The 17,748-nt window shown below is 66.4% G+C and carries 18 protein-coding genes; 7 read left to right on the top strand and 11 right to left on the bottom strand.

Features of this window, described 5'->3' with window-relative positions:
- Both AC1DBQ_RS09400 and pdhA read right to left on the bottom strand, forming a co-directional pair.
- Positions 1–705, bottom strand: a 705-nt coding sequence (locus AC1DBQ_RS09400) for an alpha-ketoacid dehydrogenase subunit beta (RefSeq protein ID WP_476928243.1), incomplete at its 3' end; no start/stop codon positions are given.
- Positions 705–1,883, bottom strand: a complete 1,179-nt coding sequence (gene pdhA / locus AC1DBQ_RS09395) for a pyruvate dehydrogenase (acetyl-transferring) E1 component subunit alpha (protein ID WP_476928242.1) — start codon at positions 1,881–1,883, stop codon at positions 705–707. The genes AC1DBQ_RS09400 and pdhA, both read right to left, overlap by 1 nt.
- Positions 1,884–2,078: 195 nt before the next feature.
- On the opposite strand from pdhA, the gene AC1DBQ_RS09390 reads away from it, so the two are divergent.
- Together AC1DBQ_RS09390 and AC1DBQ_RS09385 are read left to right on the top strand one after the other, a co-directional pair.
- Entirely contained in the window at positions 2,079–2,552 is a 474-nt protein-coding gene (locus AC1DBQ_RS09390) for an Lrp/AsnC family transcriptional regulator (RefSeq protein ID WP_476928241.1), read from the top strand.
- A gap of 648 nt (positions 2,553–3,200) precedes the next feature.
- Positions 3,201–3,614 carry a hypothetical protein gene (locus AC1DBQ_RS09385; RefSeq protein ID WP_476928240.1) on the top strand — a complete coding sequence of 138 codons (414 nt, stop codon included), beginning with the start codon at positions 3,201–3,203 and terminating at the stop codon, positions 3,612–3,614.
- 140 nt (positions 3,615–3,754) lie between these two features.
- Here AC1DBQ_RS09385 and AC1DBQ_RS09380 read toward each other — a convergent pair whose 3' ends face one another.
- The gene (locus tag AC1DBQ_RS09380; protein ID WP_476928239.1) at positions 3,755–5,371 is read right to left on the bottom strand and encodes a solute symporter family protein; all 1,617 of its coding nucleotides are present in this window, start codon (positions 5,369–5,371) and stop codon (positions 3,755–3,757) included.
- Positions 5,368–5,748, bottom strand: coding sequence for a DUF485 domain-containing protein (locus AC1DBQ_RS09375; protein WP_476928238.1), 381 nt, complete (start codon positions 5,746–5,748; stop codon positions 5,368–5,370). The genes AC1DBQ_RS09380 and AC1DBQ_RS09375 overlap by 4 nt, the downstream gene beginning before the upstream one ends.
- A gap of 251 nt (positions 5,749–5,999) precedes the next feature.
- Here AC1DBQ_RS09375 and AC1DBQ_RS09370 point away from each other — a divergent pair, with 251 nt between their 5' ends.
- The 4 genes from AC1DBQ_RS09370 to AC1DBQ_RS09355 all read left to right on the top strand — a co-directional run bounded on the left by AC1DBQ_RS09370 (position 6,000) and on the right by AC1DBQ_RS09355 (position 9,916).
- On the top strand, positions 6,000–7,211 hold the full coding sequence (locus tag AC1DBQ_RS09370) for a sensor histidine kinase (protein ID WP_476928237.1): 1,212 nt from the start codon (positions 6,000–6,002) through the stop codon (positions 7,209–7,211).
- A 50-nt stretch (positions 7,212–7,261) separates the two neighbouring features.
- Entirely contained in the window at positions 7,262–7,981 is a 720-nt protein-coding gene (locus AC1DBQ_RS09365) for a LytR/AlgR family response regulator transcription factor (RefSeq protein ID WP_476928236.1), read from the top strand.
- Positions 7,978–8,352 (top strand): DUF485 domain-containing protein, encoded by a 375-nt coding sequence (locus AC1DBQ_RS09360; RefSeq protein ID WP_476928235.1) that lies wholly within the window; start codon positions 7,978–7,980, stop codon positions 8,350–8,352. Before AC1DBQ_RS09365 ends, AC1DBQ_RS09360 begins: the two co-directional genes overlap by 4 nt.
- A gap of 91 nt (positions 8,353–8,443) precedes the next feature.
- Positions 8,444–9,916 (top strand): sodium/solute symporter, encoded by a 1,473-nt coding sequence (locus AC1DBQ_RS09355; RefSeq protein ID WP_476928234.1) that lies wholly within the window; start codon positions 8,444–8,446, stop codon positions 9,914–9,916.
- Positions 9,917–9,940: 24 nt separating this feature from the next.
- On the opposite strand, the gene AC1DBQ_RS09350 is transcribed toward AC1DBQ_RS09355, so the two are convergent.
- The 6 genes from AC1DBQ_RS09350 to rpsB form a co-directional block, all read right to left on the bottom strand.
- Positions 9,941–10,567, bottom strand: coding sequence for a DivIVA domain-containing protein (locus tag AC1DBQ_RS09350; RefSeq protein WP_116768237.1), 627 nt, complete (start codon positions 10,565–10,567; stop codon positions 9,941–9,943).
- Between the two features lie 33 nt (positions 10,568–10,600).
- Positions 10,601–11,521: a phosphatidate cytidylyltransferase gene (locus AC1DBQ_RS09345; protein WP_476928233.1), complete on the bottom strand. Its 921-nt coding sequence runs from the start codon at positions 11,519–11,521 to the stop codon at positions 10,601–10,603.
- The gene (gene frr, locus AC1DBQ_RS09340) at positions 11,521–12,078 is read right to left on the bottom strand and encodes a ribosome recycling factor (protein WP_476928232.1); all 558 of its coding nucleotides are present in this window, start codon (positions 12,076–12,078) and stop codon (positions 11,521–11,523) included. Before frr ends, AC1DBQ_RS09345 begins: the two co-directional genes overlap by 1 nt.
- 132 nt (positions 12,079–12,210) lie before the next feature.
- Positions 12,211–12,948 carry a UMP kinase gene (pyrH, locus tag AC1DBQ_RS09335; protein WP_476928231.1) on the bottom strand — a complete coding sequence of 246 codons (738 nt, stop codon included), beginning with the start codon at positions 12,946–12,948 and terminating at the stop codon, positions 12,211–12,213.
- 187 nt (positions 12,949–13,135) lie between these two features.
- A complete protein-coding gene (gene tsf / locus AC1DBQ_RS09330; RefSeq protein ID WP_476928230.1) occupies positions 13,136–13,972 on the bottom strand; it encodes a translation elongation factor Ts in 837 nt (278 codons plus the stop codon).
- A 143-nt stretch (positions 13,973–14,115) separates the two neighbouring features.
- A complete protein-coding gene (rpsB, locus tag AC1DBQ_RS09325) occupies positions 14,116–14,997 on the bottom strand; it encodes a 30S ribosomal protein S2 (protein WP_476928229.1) in 882 nt (293 codons plus the stop codon).
- A 690-nt stretch (positions 14,998–15,687) separates the two neighbouring features.
- Here rpsB and AC1DBQ_RS09320 point away from each other — a divergent pair.
- A complete protein-coding gene (locus tag AC1DBQ_RS09320; RefSeq protein WP_476928228.1) occupies positions 15,688–16,293 on the top strand; it encodes a M23 family metallopeptidase in 606 nt (201 codons plus the stop codon).
- Positions 16,294–16,388: 95 nt separating this feature from the next.
- Here the strand turns inward: AC1DBQ_RS09320 and AC1DBQ_RS09315 are convergent, their stop codons facing one another.
- Complete coding sequence (locus AC1DBQ_RS09315; protein ID WP_476928227.1) at positions 16,389–17,579, bottom strand: acyl-CoA dehydrogenase family protein; 1,191 nt, start codon at positions 17,577–17,579, stop codon at positions 16,389–16,391.
- Positions 17,580–17,748 lie beyond the last annotated feature (169 nt).

Here is a 17,748-nt window from a genome sequence, read left to right as displayed (position 1 = left end):
GACCTCGACCGAGATGCYTTCGTCGGCGGCGGCCAGGKCGGCGTMGCGGGCGGTCTTGRCCAGCGGGCCGTACGCCACGAGGGTGACGTCCTTGCCCTCGGTGACTACGCGGGCCTTTTCCATGGACAGCGCAGTGTTCAGGTCGACGTTCTCATCCACCTCGCCCTTGTCGTGGTACCGGCGCTTGGGCTCGAAGTACAGCACCGGGTCATCCGAGGCGATGGCCTGCTGGATCATCGTGTAGGCGTCCTGCGGGTTGGAGACGCTGATGACGCGCAGCCCCGAGGTGTGGGTGAAGTAGGCCTCGGGCGATTCGGAGTGGTGCTCCGGGGAGCCGATGCCGCCGCCGAAGGGGACGCGGATGGTGATGGGCATCTTGACCGCACCCTGGGTGCGGTAGTGCATCTTGGCGACCTGGCTGACGATCTGGTCGAACGCCGGGTAGATGAACCCGTCGAACTGGATCTCCACCACGGGCCGGTAACCGCGGTAGGCCAGGCCGACGGCGGTGCCCATGATGCCGGACTCCGCGAGCGGCGTGTCCACGACGCGGTGCTTGCCGAAGTCTTTCTGCAGCCCGTCGGTGACGCGGAACACACCGCCGAGTGCGCCGATGTCCTCCCCCATCAGGATGACCTTGGGGTCGTTTTCGAGGGACTTGCGCAGGCCCGAATTGATGGCTCGGGCAAAGGTCATCTGCGGCATCAGCGTGCACCTTCTTCAGAAGCGGCTTCTGCGGGATCGCCGAAGGAAGCCAGGTAGCGGGAGTAGTGGTCCTGCTGGCGGTCCAGCCAGGAGTTGGGCGTGCTGTAGACGTGCTTGAAGATATCCAGCGGCGCCRGCTCGGGCATGTTGATGGTGCCGTAACGGAGTTMCGCGGCCACGGCGTCGGCCTTGGCGGCGACGGCGGCCTCGAGGTCCGCGGTCAGCAGTCCTTTGCGGTCCAGCAGGGATTTCAGCCGGCTGATCGGGTCCTTCGCGGCCCAGTCCTCGAGCTCGTTGGCGTCCCGGTAGCGGGTGGGATCATCCGCCGTCGTGTGCGGGCCCATCCGGTACGTGACGGCCTCGATGAAGGTGGGGCCGCCGCCGTGCCGCGCACGGTCCAGGGCAATGCGGGTGGCGGCCATGACKGCGAGGACATCGTTTCCGTCCACCCGCACGCTGGGGATGCCGAAGCCGGAAGCCCTGTCCGCAAGCTGGATGTGGGACTGCACCCGGACCGGTTCCGAGATAGCCCAGTGGTTGTTCTGGCAGAAGAAGACGACCGGCGCCTGGAAACTCGCGGCGAAGACCATCGCCTCGTTGACGTCGCCCTCACTCGTGGCGCCGTCGCCGAAGTAGGCCACCGCGACGCAGTCGGCGCCGTCGTTCTGGATGCCCATGGCATAGCCGGTGGCGTGCAGGCTCTGCGCGCCGATGATGATCTGCTGTGTGGCCACGTTGACCGTGAACGGGTCCCAGCCGGCGGAGGCGTTGCCCCGCCAGGCACGGACGAGGTCTTCCACCTTCACTCCGCGGCAGTAGGCCACCCCGTTGTCGCGGTAGCTGGGGAAGACAAAGTCGTCCTCACGCAGTGCGCGGGCCGAGCCGATCTGGGATGCTTCCTGGCCGAGGAGCGGCGGCCACAGGGCGAGCTCGCCCTGCCGCTGGAGCGCGGTGGCCTCGGCATCGATCCGGCGAATGACCACCATGTCCTCATAGAGCKAGCCAAGTTGCTCGTCGCTGACATCCTGGAGCCAGGAATCAAACTCGGGATGGCTGATGCGCTCACCCTCGGGAGTGATGAGCTGGACGAGATCGCCGCCCGTCCGCCTCGTTGTATCTTCACTGTTTCCGGGGCCCCCGGCGGAAATACCGCCCTTGCCCGCGTCGTCGGTAAACACAGTTGTCCGCACCTTCTGACGTCGTCTGACCGGAGCTMGCAGGACTCGTGATCCCGCGGCGCGCCAGCCGCCCGGGCGCCGTTGCCCCGGATAATTGTKACCCTACTCACAATGCTCATCGGGTACAACCACCCGTAAAAATACTGAGCATTATGCACTGTTTGGCACCGGCGGACCGTGCTAATCTTGCGCATTATGCAACCCTTGGATGGCACGGACACCCGCCTACTTTCGGCCATGGCCAGGGATCCGCGGCGGACCGTGGTGGCTCTGGCCCAAAAGCTCGGGTTATCGCGCAATACGGTGCAGGCCAGGATGGCCCAGCTGGAGAAGAAGCATGTGTTCCTCTCCTTCGAGCGGCGCATCAATCCGGTGTCCCTGGGGTACCCGCTCATGGCTTTCATCTCCGTCCATGTCCAGCAGCAGAAACTGGGCAGCCTCGCAGTGGAGCTGGCCGGTATTCCGGAAATCCTGGAGGGCTACGGCCTGACGGGCTCGGCCGATCTGCTCCTGCRCGTGGTGGCCCTCGACGCCGAGGACCTGTTCCGGATCAACGGMAAGATCCTGGCCTGCGACGGCGTGGACCGGACCGATACGGCCCTAGCKATGGGCGAACTGATCCCGTTCCGGATCCAGCCACTGCTGGAACGCGGATCCGCCGACACCTGATCTTCTGCATCTCCGGGCCCCGGCGAGCCTGCGCTCTGGGATGCCGTTCCGGGCGCTTGGTCCGGCGCCGGATCTGGGCACCTGATCTGGGCTAATGGTCCGCGCTGACGTTCTGCGCCCCTGCTCTGTGCCGTCGGCGGCCGCGGCGCTAGGCTGTGTCCATTGGGTCCCCCTTGAGCCCTTTGGGGCCGCGCACGCGGCCCTGCACAACAGGCGGTGGATGTCTGGACTGCCGGAAAGGCTTGAACAGTGAGCAGTCCCGAGGAACCGCACCGCCCGGTACCGCCACAGCCCGGGCATGATCCCGCGGTCGGCCACCCCCCACCGCCCGCACCGGAGCAGCAAACACCCGCCCCACCAGGGCAGCCGCCTGTCCAGTACTATGCGGCTCCGCCTGCCGGAACTCCGCCCTACCGTCCTCCCGCTAATGGGGTTTCGCCGGACGAGCAGCCGTACGGMGCCCCGCCGTACGGCCCTCCCGCCAGCGGCACCCCACCGTACGGCCCTCCGTACGGCCCTCCCGCGAACAGCGCCGCGCCGCCCGGCTACGCGCCGCCCGGCTACGCCCCGCCCGGCTACGCCCCGCCCTACGGTCCGCCATACTACGGGAGCCCGGCCCAGCCTCCCCCGAAAAAGAGCCGCAAGGCCTTGTGGATCGTCCTGGGGATCGTGGGCGTTGTCCTGCTCCTGGCGGCTGCCGGCGTCGTCATCCTGCTCAATGTGGTGGGCGGAACCACGAACCAGGCGCGGGGCCTCGCGGACGACTTCAACAAGCTCATCATCGCCGGCGACGTCGACACTGCATACGATAAGTACCTGGACCCCGCCCTCATGCAGAAGCTCTCACGGGAAGAGTTCGCCGCCGGGGTGCACGGCCTGGGGTTGGACGACAGCTGCAAGGCAAATTACACAAGCCTCAAAGTCAGCTCCAGCAACGGCACCAACTCGGCCGACGTCGCCGGCTCCATCGACTGCGACACCAAGAGCGTGKAGCTGGTCTACCGTTTCGAGGGCAGCGACGAGCTGAAGATGGTCAATATCCGGCTGCGGCCGCAGCGCTGACCCGGGACATCACTCCCTGCTGCAGCCCGCCGCCCCACAACAAAGGAGCTCCCGTGCTGCTGCACGTGAGCTCCTCCGTTGTGGAACCGGCTTTGTGGAACCAGCGTTGTGGAACCGGCCGGGCGCGTCGGACGCGGGTCCTAGTGGCTGGTGGCCTTTTCGGCCMCCACGCCGGTCAGGGAACGGACCTCCATTTCGGCCTGCTTCGTGGGGTCTTCCTTCCGCTTGTCCAGKACGGTGCCGAGCCAGCCAAGGAAGAACGCGAGCGGGATGGAGACGATGCCCGGGTTACTMAGCGGGAAGATGGCGAAGTTGGCGCCGGGGATCATCGAGGTCTTGGACCCCGATACCACCGGGGAGAGCACGATCAGGATGATCGCCGCKGACAGACCGCCGTACATGCTCCAGAGGGCGCCGCGGGTGGTGAACTTGCGCCAGTACAGCGAGTACACGATCGTGGGCAGGTTGGCGGAGGCAGCAACGGMGAAGGMGAGCGCCACGAGGAACGCGACATTCTGTCCGTTGGCGAAGATGCCGCCGGCGATCGCCAGCAGGCCGATCACCACCACGGTGCGGCGGGCAACCTTGACCTCAGTGTCGGCGTCGGCCTTCCCCTTGGCGATGACGCTGGCGTAGATGTCATGGGCGAAGGATGCCGCCGCGGTAATGGTGAGGCCCGCGACGACGGCCAGGATGGTTGCGAAGGCCACAGCTGAGATGAAGCCCAGGAGCAGCGGGCCGCCGAGGTGGAAGGCGAGCAGGGGCGCGGCCGAGTTGACGCCGCCCGGAGCGGCCTTGATGGTGTCAGCACCCACCAGAGCAGCAGCGCCGTAACCGAGCACCAGGGTGAAGAGGTAGAAGATGCCGATCAGCCAGATGGACCACACCACGGACTTGCGGGCTTCCTTTGCGGTCGGAACCGTGTAGAAGCGCATGAGCACGTGCGGCAGGGCTGCCGTGCCGAGCACGAGGGCCAGGCCGAGGGACATGAAGTCAAGCTTGGAGGTCTCGGTCTTGCCGTATTGCAGTCCCGGGTTGAGCATGTTCGGGTTGCCCGAGGTTTCCACCGCGCCGCCCAGCAGGTCGGAGAGGTTGAAGCCGTAGATCGCGAGGACCCAGAAGGTCATGACGGCGGCGCCGGCGATCAGGAGCATGGCCTTGATGATCTGGACCCACGTGGTGCCCTTCATGCCGCCGATCAGGACGTACATGATCATCAGGGCGCCGACGACGACGATCACCAGGGCCTGTCCGCCCCAGTCGCTGATACCCAGGAGCAGGGAGATCAGGCTGCCGGCACCGGCCATCTGGGCCAGCAGATAAAAGAAGCAGACCGCCAGCGTCGAGATGGCCGCCGCGATGCGCACGGGGCGCTGCTTGAGCCGGAAGGAAAGTACATCGGCCATGGTGAACTTGCCGGTATTGCGGAGCAGTTCGGCGACAAGCAGCAGGGCGACGAGCCACGCGACCAGGAAGCCGATCGAGTACATGAAGCCGTCGTAACCGTTGATGGCAATGGCACCGGTGATGCCCAGGAAGGACGCCGCGGAGAGGTAATCGCCCGCGATCGCCGTGCCGTTCTGCGGGCCGGTGAAGGAACGGCCGGCCGCGTAGTAGTCGGCCGCCGTCTTGTTGTTGCGGCTGGCCCTGATCACTATGACCATGGTGATCGCGACGAACACGGCAAAGATGCCCATGTTTAGCAGGGTGGTGTCTTTGAGGTCGGTGACATTGACCGCGGGGACCATGAGTGTCATTTTGATGCTCCCCCTACCGGGTTGCCGTGCTTGTCGAATTCGTGCCCTTCGATTTCGTTGCGGATCTCGGAGGCAATGGGGTCCAGCTTGCGGTTCGAGTAGCTGACGTACCAGCCGGTGATGGCGAAGGTGGTGACGAATTGCAGCAGGCCCAGGATCAGGCCGACATTGATGTTGCCCCAAACCTTGATCGACATGAATCCCACCGCATAGTCGGCCAGCAGGACATAGGCGAAGTACCAGAGCAGGAATGCAATGGACATCGGGAAGACAAAGCTGCGGTGACGTTTGCGCAGTTCCTTGAACTGCTTCGTCGACTGGACTTCCTTGAAGTCCACGGCCGCCGCTGCGTCCGCTTCTTGGGCGTCGTGACCCATCGGTTCCTCCTCATTGAGACTGGTGAATCCACACCGGCTGCCGTGGTCTACTCGGAACAACCTTCCGGCAAATGTGACTGCAATCACTGTGTACCGTGACGTGCATTACCTTCCAGTGCCGGCGGTACCCGCGTAGCCAAACGGTCCCCATGCTGCGCCAAACGGCAGTCAAACGGTCCAGGACGCCGTCTCCCCTGGCCTCCATGCAGGCCCGCGCCGGCCGCCCCGGGACCAACGGTAGGCTGAGCACCATGCCGGACTCTCCCCTGTTCACCGCCGCCGCAGTAGCGGTGATCGCCATGGCGATCGCGGTGGTCGTCGCCGTCGGACTCAAGGTCCTGCGTTCCTTCCGCGACCTCGGCACCGATGCAGAGCGCGCCACCTACAAGACGCTGCATGCCGCATCCCGTGCCGGCCAGTACCTGCGGACGGGGCTGAACCCCGCCGGCGCGGCCAAAGCCAGCCGGCAGTTGCGCGGCCTCCTGGGCTGCGACGCCCTTGCCATCACTGACACCACCGGCGTGCTCGCGTGGGACGGAGCCGGCGAGGAACTCAGGCMGTCCCTGATGGGRCTCGCGTCAAAGGTGCTCGACGGCGGCCACCTCGCTGTCATTCCGGCGGGTGAACTCCAGTTGCTGGCCGCCGGCGGCGGGACGCTGGCTCCGGAGGTGGAGCGCGCCGTCGTGATCGCCCCGATCAAGACCGGCGCCCGGGTGGTGGGGGTCGTGGCCGCCTTCGCGCCGGCCGCCGGCGCCGGACTCGTCCGCGCCACTGGCGAGGTGGCCGACTGGGTGGCCACCCAGGTGGAACTGGCCGAACTCGACGCCTCCCGGACCCTCCTGATGGAGGCCGAGGTCCGTGCCCTCCGCGCCCAGATCAGCCCGCACTTCATCTACAACTCGCTCAACGCGATCGCGTCCTTCATCAACACGGACCCCGAACGTGCGCGGGAGCTCGTGGTGGAATTCGCCGATTTCACCCGCTACTCCTTCCGACGCCACGGCGACTTCACCACCCTGGCCGAGGAGCTGCGCTGCATCGACCGCTATCTGCTCCTGGAGCGGGCGCGCTTCGGGGACCGCGTCCAGGTAAGCCTGCGGATCGCTCCGGAGGTCCTCAGCACCGTGATCCSCTTCCTTAGCCTGCAGCCGCTCGTCGAAAACGCGGTCCGGCACGGCCTTGAAGCCAAAGAGGGCCCGGGCCATATTTCCATCACGGCGAACGACTCCGGCGCGTTCGCCGAAGTGACGATCGAGGACGACGGCGTGGGCATGGACCCGGAACAACTGCGGTCCGTTCTTGCCGGACACAGCGACGGCGATCACGTGGGCCTGCGCAATGTCGACGCCCGCTTGCGGCAGGTGTACGGGGACGACAACGGCCTGGTGATCGAGACGGCGCCCGGCGAAGGGACGCTGATCACGATGCGCGTGCCCAAGTCCCAGCCCCGCCACGACGCCTGATGCCGGCGGCCCCAGGCTCTCGGAAATGCCTGCGGCAGTAGGCTATTGCCATGATTAACGTCCTCGTCGCCGACGACGAGCTCCCCGCCGTTGAGGAACTGGCCTTCCTGCTCGGCAAGGATGACCGGATCGGCGCCATMCACCGGGCCTCCTCGGGCGCCGAAGCCTTGCGTGCGCTGGCGGCCGAAGACGTCGACGCCGTCTTCCTCGACATCCACATGCCGGCGCTGTCCGGCCTGGATATTGCCCGGGCCATTTCCCGCAGCCCCCGTCCGCCCGCCGTCGTCTTCGTGACCGCCGACGAGGACTGCGCGCTGGAGGCATTCGAGCTCGCGGCCGTGGACTATCTGCTCAAGCCCGTACGCGCCGAGCGGCTGGCGAAGTCGATCGGACGCATCAGCGAACTGCTCAAGGACGGCGCCCCGGCGCCGGAAATGATCACCGTGGACCTGGGCGGAACCACCAAGATGATCCGGCGGGAGGACGTCACGTACGTCCAGGCGCAGGGCGACTACGCCCGGCTKCACACAGCGGACGCGAGCTACCTCATCCGTGTTCCGCTGGCCGACCTCGAGCAGCAGTGGGCCGACGCCGGGTTCCTGCGCATCCACCGCTCCTACCTGATCGCACTGAGCCATGTCGKCCACATGAAGCTCGCCGCCGCGCGGCCCAGCGTCACCGTGGCCGGCGCCGAGCTTCCCATCAGCCGCCGGCATCTGCCGTCCGTCCGGGAAAAGCTTGAGGCAACCCGCATCCGGCCGCAGGCATGACCCGGGTCCGGGTCACGGCGCCCCGCAGCCTTACGCCGACCGCCCTCCTGACCAGCGGGCGCTCCGCCGCGGCGTTGCGCGAAGCGGCGGAAGAGTCCGACGCCGGGCAGCTGTTTGTCCGTTCGCTCATCCGGTCCCAGCTCCGGCTGGCGCTCGTGGTGGCCCTGGGCTTCCTGCTGATCCTGCTGGCCTTTCCGCTCATGCTGGGGCTGGTCCCGGGCCTGGYGGACTCCACCATTGCCGGCCTTCCCTTTGACTGGGTCCTGCTKGGCGCCGGGATCTATCCTGTGATCGGTCTGAGCGCCTGGTTGTACGTGCGGACGGCTGCCAGGAACGAGGCCCGCTACCGCGACCTCGCCGGCGACAAGTGACGGCACGCATGACCGGACGCATGAGGGGGCCGGTGACGGGGCAGGCGACCGGCCGGGCGGCGGGGCACCTGCCGGGACGGGCGGGCGGAACGTGAACCCCGTCGTCGGAGTGGCCGCCTTCGCCGCTGTCACGCTCGCCACCGCCGTTGTCGGTTTCTACGGATTGAAAATCTCGCGCACCACCGGGGACTTCTACGTCGCGTCCCGGACGGTCAAGCCGTGGTGGAACGCCTCGGCGATCGGCGGGGAGTACCTCTCGGCCGCGAGCTTCCTCGGTGTCGCCGGGCTCATCCTGCTTTCCGGCACCGATGCCCTCTGGTATCCGGTGGGCTACACGGCCGGGTACCTGATGCTGCTCTTGTTCGTCGCCGCTCCCCTGCGCCGCTCGGGCGCCTACACGATTCCGGATTTCACCGAGGCGCGTCTTGATTCGAGTGCTGTCCGCCGGGTCACAAGCCTGGTGGTGGTGGTGGTCGGATGGCTCTACATCGTCCCGCAGCTGCACGGCGCGGCCCTGGCCATCCGGATCACCACGGGCCTGCCGGCGTGGGTGGGACCCGTGGCGGTGGTCGCCGTCGTCTGCATCACTGTGGTGGCGGGCGGGATGCGTTCCGTCACGTTTGTCCAGGCCTTCCAGTACTGGCTCAAGCTGACCGCGCTGGCGGTGCCCATCGTGTTCATCCTGTTGGTGCTGGGGGGCGCCACGGGCCCTACCGCCCCCGCGGCACCCCCCGCCGTGAATCCGTCGGCACTGGCCCCTGCGGGCCCGTATCAGATCATTTCGCTGCTCGTGGCCTTGCTTTTTGGAACCCTCGGGCTGCCGCACGTACTGGTCCGGTTCTACACGAATCCGGACGGGCAGTCAGCGCGCCGGACCACCCTGATTGTCCTGGGTCTGCTCTCGGTGTTCTACCTGCTCCCGACGGCCTACGGCATGATCGGCCGCGTCGTGGCCCCCGACCTCGCCGAAAGCGGCCAGGCCGATGCCTTGGTGCTCCTGCTGCCGGGCCGGGTGGTTGGCGGGATGGCCGGCGACCTGTTGTCGGCGCTGGTGGTGGCCGGGGCGTTTGCCGCGTTCCTGTCGACGACGTCGGGCCTGGTGGTCTCGCTGGCGGGCGTGATCAGCCAGGACGTGTTTGGCKGCAGTGTGCGGGGCTTCCGGCTGGCCGCACTCATCTCTGCGCTGGTCCCGCTCGGGATCGCGTCGATGACCGAATCGATGGCGCTGGCCGGCAGTGTGGGTCTGGTGTTTGCCTTTACCGCCTCGACAATCTGCCCGGTCCTGCTGCTGGGCATCTGGTGGCGGGGGCTGACGGATGCCGGGGCGATCGCGGGCATGGTGACGGGCGGGGTGTTCTGCGGCAGCGCGATGGTGGCCGGTTCGGTGCTGGGCGTAKCGGCGACGCCGTCGTGGCTGGCGCAGCCCGCCGCCTGGACGGTCCCGGTCGCGTTCGCCGTGATGGTGCTGGTGTCGCGGGCAACGCAGGGCCGGGTGCCCCGGACCATGACACGCGTCATGACGCGGCTGCACACCCCGGAACGGCCGCTCGCGACGGAACGCTGACCCGACGTCGGGCCATCGGGCGGATTAGTCGATGGCGGCCATGAGCTCGACGGCGCGTTCCAGGAACGCGTCCACCTGGCTTTCCTCATAGCCGTCCCGGCCCACGGCGGGACGGAACACCGCACGCCGGACGTTGTCCACGCTCAGCGGCTGGTCCTCCTCGAGGTAGCCGATCAGCTCGTGGCAGAGGTCATCAACGTCGGTGGTGTTGTAGCTGCGGGCCTTGGGCTTGGACGGACGCCGGAACCGCTGGCCGTCCGGGCGGTGCAGGCGCCCGCGCAGGACCCCCGCGAGCCGGCCGATTTCGCGCAGCCAGGCTTCCTCGCCGCGTTCGGCCACCAGCTCATCGCGCTCCAGCCGGGCGAGGGCGTCCTCGAGCCGGTCCAGCGCGGCATCCACACCGGAGGCGGCGTAGCCGCCCTTCACGGGGTCGAAKGAGACAGCGCGGACGTCGGCGCTCTTGATGGCGCGTGCGGCCGACGTCGGAGCTTCGAACGACACCCGTGCGCGCTGCAGGAAATCGTCGACCTGCTTGGCGTTATAGCCGTACTGGTTCCGCTGCACGCGGTCAAAAGACGCAGGAATCTGCCGTTGAATGTCCACTGTTACTTTGTTCCTTCGATGCCGTTCGGCTGGTTTGCTCGGCACCATTCTAGGGGCCGGAAGGGCTGGTCCGGGATGCGCCTATGCGCCAGCGACGGCGGAGAAGAGAATGAACGCTGCCGGGGAGGCGAAAACGATMGAGTCCAGGCGGTCCATGACGCCTCCGTGGCCGGGAAGAATGCTGCTCATGTCCTTAATGCCGAGCTCGCGCTTGACCATGGATTCGGCGAGGTCGCCGGCGGTGGCGGCGGCCACCATGCCCACGGCAAGCACGACGCCGACCCACCACGGCTTGCCCAGTACGAAGACCGTGGCGAGCACGCCGATGATCACCGCTCCCGCGATCGACCCCGMGAAGCCTTCCCAGGTCTTCTTGGGGCTGATCTTGGGAGCCATCGGATGCTTGCCCAGGGAGGCGCCCACGAGGTAGCCGAAGGTGTCATTGGCAACCACGAGGAGCAGCAGCGTCGCGATCTGCCAGGCGCCCGGCGGGATCACACCGCCAGGCCAGAGCCCGACCGGTGTCTCGCCGTCGGGAGTGTGCAGCAGCAGAGCCGCGAAGCTGATCATGAACGGCACCCAGGACAGGGTGAAGACCCCGGCGAAGATGCTGCGCGCCGATCCGGCCGCGCCCTCAAGGGTCCGCCACAACAGCACTGCCACGCTGCTAGCCAGCATGGCAAACAGCAGGCTCTCGAGGCCGCCAAAGTAGGCGGCGATGGGCATGGCCACCGTGCCGACCATCACCGGGACGATCGGCACGCGGGTGCCGGCGGCTTCCAGGGCGCGGAAGACTTCCCAGACGCCGAAGATCGCGAAGGTCATGGTGATCAGGACAAAKCCCAGCGGGAGGAAAAGCAGTCCGCCCAGGACACACACGAGCATGCCAACGCCCACCACGGTAGCGGCGGGCAGGTTCCGGCCCGCCTTGGGCGTCGGGTTTTCRCGTGGTTTCYCCCGCCTCCGGGCGCGCGGCCCGGAGGCCTMCTGTGCCTGATTCATCAGACCTCGAGCAGCTCAGCTTCCTTGCGCTTGAGCAGCTCGTCAATCCCGTCCACGTGCKCCTTGGTCATGGCGTCCAGTTCCTTCTCGCCGCKGGCGCCCTCGTCTTCGCCGGCTTCGCCGTCCTTGACGAGCCGGTCCAGCGTTTCCTTGGCCTTGCGGCGGATGTTGCGGATGGACACCTTCGCGTCCTCGCCCTTGGACTTGACGATCTTGACGTATTCCTTGCGCCGTTCGCTGGTCAGCTCCGGAATGGTGATCCGGATGACATTGCCGTCGTTGGAGGGGTTGGCGCCCACCTCAGAGTCGCTCAGGGCGCGCTCGATGTCACGCAGGGCCGTCTTGTCGTACGGGGTGACGAGKATGGTGCGGGCATCCGGGACCGCGAAGGAGGCCAGCTGCTGCAGCGGCGTCGGGGTGCCGTAGTACTCGACGATGACCTTGTTGTACAGGCCAGGCGTTGCGCGGCCGGTCCGGATCGAGGCGAAGTCTTCCTTGGCTACCTCAACTGCCTTGTCCATCTTGTCCCCGGCTTCGAGCAAGGTTTCTTCGATCACGGTCTCTCCTCAGAAATTGGTGCGTCCCGGCGGCCGGGGCGCGGCACGTTTTCTTGTGCGCCTGTGCATTCCGCCTGGCGCCTGTGTTTTCCGCCTGGCAGCGGAAAGGTCCTKAAAACATCCTAGCCGTTGCTAGGGGGTGACGACGGTGCCCAGGTCTTCGCCGCGGATGGCGCGGGTGACGTTGCCCTCGCCTTCCATGCCGAAGACCACCATCGTGAGGTTGTTGTCCTTGCACATGGTCATCGCGGTCTGGTCCATGACCCGGATATCACGGCGCAGAGCGTCGTCGTAGCTGAGGCGGTGGAGCTTCTCCGCCGTCGGGTCCTTCTTGGGGTCGGCGGTGTAGACGCCGTCGACGCCGCTCTTGGCCATCAGGACGACGTCGGCGTGGACCTCCATGGCGCGCTGGGCCGCCACGGTGTCCGTAGAGAAGTAGGGCAGGCCGGCGCCGGCGCCGAAAATGACAACCCGGCCCTTTTCCATGTGGCGGATGGCGCGGCGGGGAATGTAGGCCTCGGCGACCTGGCCCATGGTGATGGCGCTCTGCACGCGCGTTTCCACCCCGGCCTGTTCCAGGAAGTMCTGGAGCGCGAGGCAGTTCATGACAGTTCCCAGCATGCCCATGTAGTCGGCGCGGGAACGGTCCATGCCGCTCTGGGACAGTTCGGCGCCGCGGAAGAAGTTGCCTCCGCCGACGACGATCGCGACCTCGACGTCGGGAACAGCGGCCGCGATCTGCTTGGCCACGCCACGGACGGTGTCCGGGTCAACGCCCAGTTTCCCGCCGCCGAAGACCTCGCCGGAGAGCTTCAAGAGGACGCGGCGCCTGTTCTTCTTTGGCTKGGCTGAAGTGGTGACGGTTTCCATGGTGCCTTCCCGTTGGTGAACTCTGAGTTAGGTTATCGTGCTGGGGGCCCAAGGCGGCATTCCGGCTGTGGCCGAAACGGGTACCTCGTGCATGCATGCAAAAGGGGTGGCCACCGTGGTGACCACCCCCTTAGCATGTCTGGCTATTGTCCGACGTATGTCTGACCAGTGCCTGACTGTTGTCTGGCTAGGAGCCGACGCGGAAGCGCGTGAAGGCGGTTCCCTTGACGCCGGCCTCTTCGAGGACCTGGGCGACGGACTTCTTGGCATCCTTGGCGAATGCCTGGTCAACGAGGACCTCGCCCTTGTAGAAGCCGGTAACGCGGCCTTCGACGATCTTGGTCATCGCAGCTTCGGGCTTGCCCTCGGCCTTTGCGGTTTCCTCGGCGATGCGGCGCTCGGACTCGACGAGCTCGGCCGGAACGTCCTCACGGGTGAGGTAGTTCGGAGACATGGCGGCGATGTGGACGGCAACGTCGTGGGCTGCCGTGGCAGCTGCTTCGCCTTCACCGTCAACAGCGAACAGGACGCCGACCTGGGCCGGGAGGTCCTTGGAGGTCTTGTGCAGGTAAGCGTCGACCGTAGCGCCCTCGATGCGGGAGAGGMGGCGGACAACAACCTTTTCGCCCAGAACGGCGCCCTCTTCGATGACGACCTCGGACAGCGGCTTGCCGTCAACCTCGCTGGCCAGCAGGGTCTCGAGGTCGGCAGCGCCGGACTCGACAGCCACGGCCAGGACCTTGTCGGCCAGCTGGATGAACTTGTCAGCCTTGGCGACGAAGTCGGTCTCGCAGTTGACTTCGATCATCACGCCGACGCCGTTGGCGACCTTGGCAGCAACCAKGCCTTCAGCAGTGGAGCGGCCTTCGCGCTTGGTGGCGCCCTTGAGGCCCTTGATGCGGATGATTTCGATGGCCTTTTCGGCGTCACCGTTGGCTTCGTCAAGAGCCTTCTTGACATCCATCATGCCGGCGCCGGTGCGCTCGCGCAGAGCCTTGATATCAGCGGCAGTGTAGTTCGCCATGTGAACCCCTCTGTCTAGAAATTTATGTGGTGTACGGACCGACAGGACGGCTGCTCACCGAGTGAGCGGCCATCCTGTCGGTACCCCCTGCGCCGCAGGCAGCTGCATGCAGCGTGAGGGGAGATCCAGATTTACTTGTCTGCCTACTTGGCTTCGTCAGCAGCCGGTGCTTCTTCGGCGGCCGGAGCAGCCTCTGCAGCCGGAGCTTCTTCAGCAGCCGGTGCTTCTTCAGCGGCGGRCGCTGCAGCAGCTTCAGCCTTGTTGCCCTCGAGGAGTTCGCGCTCCCACTCGGCCAGCGGCTCTTCCGGAGCTTCCGTGGTGCCGGTGGCGCGCTGGTTACGGGCGATGAGGCCCTCAGCAACGGCGTCGGCGACAACGCGGGTCAGCAGGTTGACGGAGCGGATGGCGTCGTCGTTACCCGGGATCGGGAAGTCGACTTCGTCGGGATCGCAGTTGGTGTCCAGGATGGCCACAACCGGGATGTTCAGCTTCTTGGCTTCGTCGACAGCAAGGTGTTCCTTCTTGGTGTCAACGATCMACAGCGCGGAGGGCGCCTTGGTCAGGTTGCGGATACCACCGAGGTTGGTTTCCAGCTTGGTGAGTTCGCGGCGAAGGAGCAGCAGTTCCTTCTTGGTGTATGCGGAACCGGCGACGTCGTCGAAGTCGATCTCTTMCAGTTCCTTCATGCGCTGGATGCGCTTGGAGACGGTCTGGAAGTTGGTGAGCATACCGCCGAGCCAACGCTGGTTGACGTACGGCTGGCCAACGCGGGTGGMCTGCTCGGCGATGGATTCCTGCGCCTGCTTCTTGGTGCCGACGAAGAGGACGGTGCCGCCGTGTGCAACGGTGGCCTTCACGAACTCGTAGGCACGGTCGATGTAGGACAGCGACTGCTGCAGGTCGATGATGTAGATACCGTTGCGCTCCGTGAAGATGAAGCGCTTCATCTTCGGGTTCCAACGGCGGGTCTGGTGTCCAAAGTGGACGCCGCTGTCAAGCAGCTGGCGCATAGTTACGACGGGCATGCCGACGCTCCTTCCGGCAGGTCATTCATGAGAGAGCCCATGGCTCTCTTACCCTGCCCATAGTTGACGGTTATTTAGCAATCACCCGGGACGRGCGTTGCTCCTGGCATCCACTGCGCTTCCCATCCGTGCCGGAGGGAACGGACCGCAGGAGGCGCAGTCCTCCGCAGCGGAAGTTTGAGGCTTCTTTTGAGGAGGGCTGGATACGCGTAGTCAGCTGCTGCTCYCCCGCACCCCTGAATGAGGCGTGCCGGCTTGAACAATCACGACGGCCGCGACGACCATCACTATGCCTAACACGGTGACTGTCGCAGTSACTATCGCGGTGATCATCCCAAGCGTGGGGGCACAGCAAACTGCTCCACCAAGTGTACTACAGCAGCCCCGCCCCGAAGGACCGCTTTTGCCGGGCAGCGGGGCCGGGATCCGGGGGTCGGAGCGGGGACTGCTCGGGACTCGGAACGGGGACAGGTGGGCGCCGGGTCGGGGCGTGGACCGCGGAACGTGCGGTCGCTCCCTGGACCGGGCGCCGGGCCGGGGGCCGATGGGCACCGCCTCGGGATAGATGGGCACCGGCGGCCTAAGCCCCCGCCCGGCGCCCGCCAACCGCTGCCCGGGCGACGCAGGGGCTTTTCCACATAGCAGCCGAGGACGATTCCGCCCGGCGAGCTGCCGCGTCAAGCTGGAGGCATGAAGATCCCCGTCGGCCTGACGGCACTGCTCCTGGCACTGCCCGCCGTGCCCACAGTTCCGGTCCCCCAGCGCCCTGCACCCGAGGCTTTCGTCACCGCCGGGTCGGTCGAYGCCGGTCCCGAGGTTTCGATATCCAGCGTCCGGGGCTCCCCGGGGGCACCGCCTGTCCCGGCACCCACCTGGGACTGGCCGCTMAGTCCGCGGCCGGCGGTTCTGCGCGGTTTCGATCCCCCGGCAAAGCCGTGGCTCAGCGGTCACCGCGGTGTCGATATTGAGGCGGCATACGACGGTGCCCCGCTGTTCTCACCGGAGGCCGGGACGGTGAGCTTTGTCGGAGTCGTGGTGGACCGGCCGCTCATCACCATCGATCACGGCAACGGGCTGCGCAGCAGTTTCGAACCGGTAGCCAGCGCCCTGAGGGCGGGGGCCGCAGTGGCAAGGGGCGACATCCTGGGCCGCGTGCAGATCGGCCACTGCGGTCCTGCGCCGCCCTGCCTCCATTGGGGCGTCCGCCGAGGCGAAGACTACGTGAACCCGCTGGAGTTCGTAATGGATCTGAGGCCGTCAGTCCTGCTCCCGCCCCTGGCGACCGGCCCCGGGTGAGGGACCGGCGGGCGGGCGCCGGTTGTTCGGTGCAGGGTGCCCGATGCCGGTTGCACCGTGCCGCTTGCCCMGTGCCGGCGCCGAGCCGGGGCGCCTTAGACGATCGCGGAAATTCCGGTAATCGCGCGGCCGGTCACGAGGGTATTGATTTCGTGCGTACCTTCATACGAGTAAATCGCCTCGGCGTCGGCAAACACTTTCGCCATCTCGAAGTCGGTCACGATTMCGTTGCCGCCGAGGATGCTCCGGCCCAGGGCCACACTTTCACGCATGCGCGCGGTGGTGAACGCCTTGGCCAGTGCGGACTGCTCGTCTTTGGCCTCGCCGGCGTCCTCCAGCTGGGAAAGCCGGACCATCATTCCCATGGAGCTGACGGCATTGCCAAGGATCTGCACGAGCTGGTTCTGGATCAGCTGGAAGGAGGCAATCGGGCGGCCGAACTGGGTGCGCTCTACGGCGTAGCGCCGGGCGACGTCGAAGGCCGCGAGCTGCTGCCCCACCGCCTGCCAGGCCACTGAGAGGCGGGTGACCTTGAGGACTTTGTTGGTGTCGCGGAAGCTGTTGGCATTGGCGAGTTTGAAGAAGTCCGGCACCACMACGTTGTCGAGGGTGATGTCGGCGTTCTGAACCGTGCGCAGCGAGATCTTGTTCTCGATCTTCGTGGCGCGATACCCCTMGGTCTTGGTGTCAACAAGGAAACCCTTGACCTGGTTGTCGTCGACGTCCCGGGCGTAGATGACCACCCAATCGGAGAAGGTGGCGTTGCCGATCCAGCGCTTGGCTCCATTGAGGATCCAGTTCCCCCCGTCGCGCCGCGCCGTGGTGCGAGTACCGCCGGCGACGTCGGAGCCGCCGAGCGGCTCGGTCAGGCCGAAGGCACCGATCTTCTTGAGGGAGTAGATGTCCGGAAGCCACGCATCCTGCTGTTCCTGCGAGGCAAGGGCTTCGATGGAGCCGGTGAACAGCCCGTCATGGACGCCCATGAACGTCGCGATCGACGTGTCCGCGCGGGTGGCCTCGGCATGCAGGATTCCCGCGAAGAGGTTCGAGTAGCCCTGCCGTTTGACCGGACTGACGAGGTCGATTTCGGCGAGCTTCGGGATCAGGTCCATGGGGAACTCGGCGCGGTTCCAGCAATCGACGGCGATCGGCTTGACCTCGCGGGCGAGGAACTCGCGCACTTCGGCCAGCCTGTCCCGCTCCTTGGCGCTGAGAAGCTGCTCGAACGCGAAGAAGTCACCGTCGGCGTAGGGCAGGTTGTGGATGTCGATTGCAGCTTTGGACATGATGTTCCTTCACTCGTGATCAGCAGCGACCAAAAGGACACGGGCTTCGCGCCTGCGCTATGTTACTCACCAGTAACTTACCGCAGTTCGGGGACCGCTGCAAGCGACGGCGACACGCAAAGGGAGCCGTGGCCGACGTCGGACGTCAGCCACGGCTCCCTTGGGTACG

Source organism: Arthrobacter sp. 10T413_2 (assembly GCF_056394205.1).
Note: the sequence above shows the minus strand (reverse complement) of the source record. Positions and strands in the feature narration are given on the sequence as shown.

Excerpts from the sequence above, each read along its gene's own strand:
- AC1DBQ_RS09375 (WP_476928238.1), bottom strand. The coding sequence starts at position 5,748 with ATGGGTCACGACGCCCAAGAAGCGGACGCAGCGGCGGCCGTGGACTTC.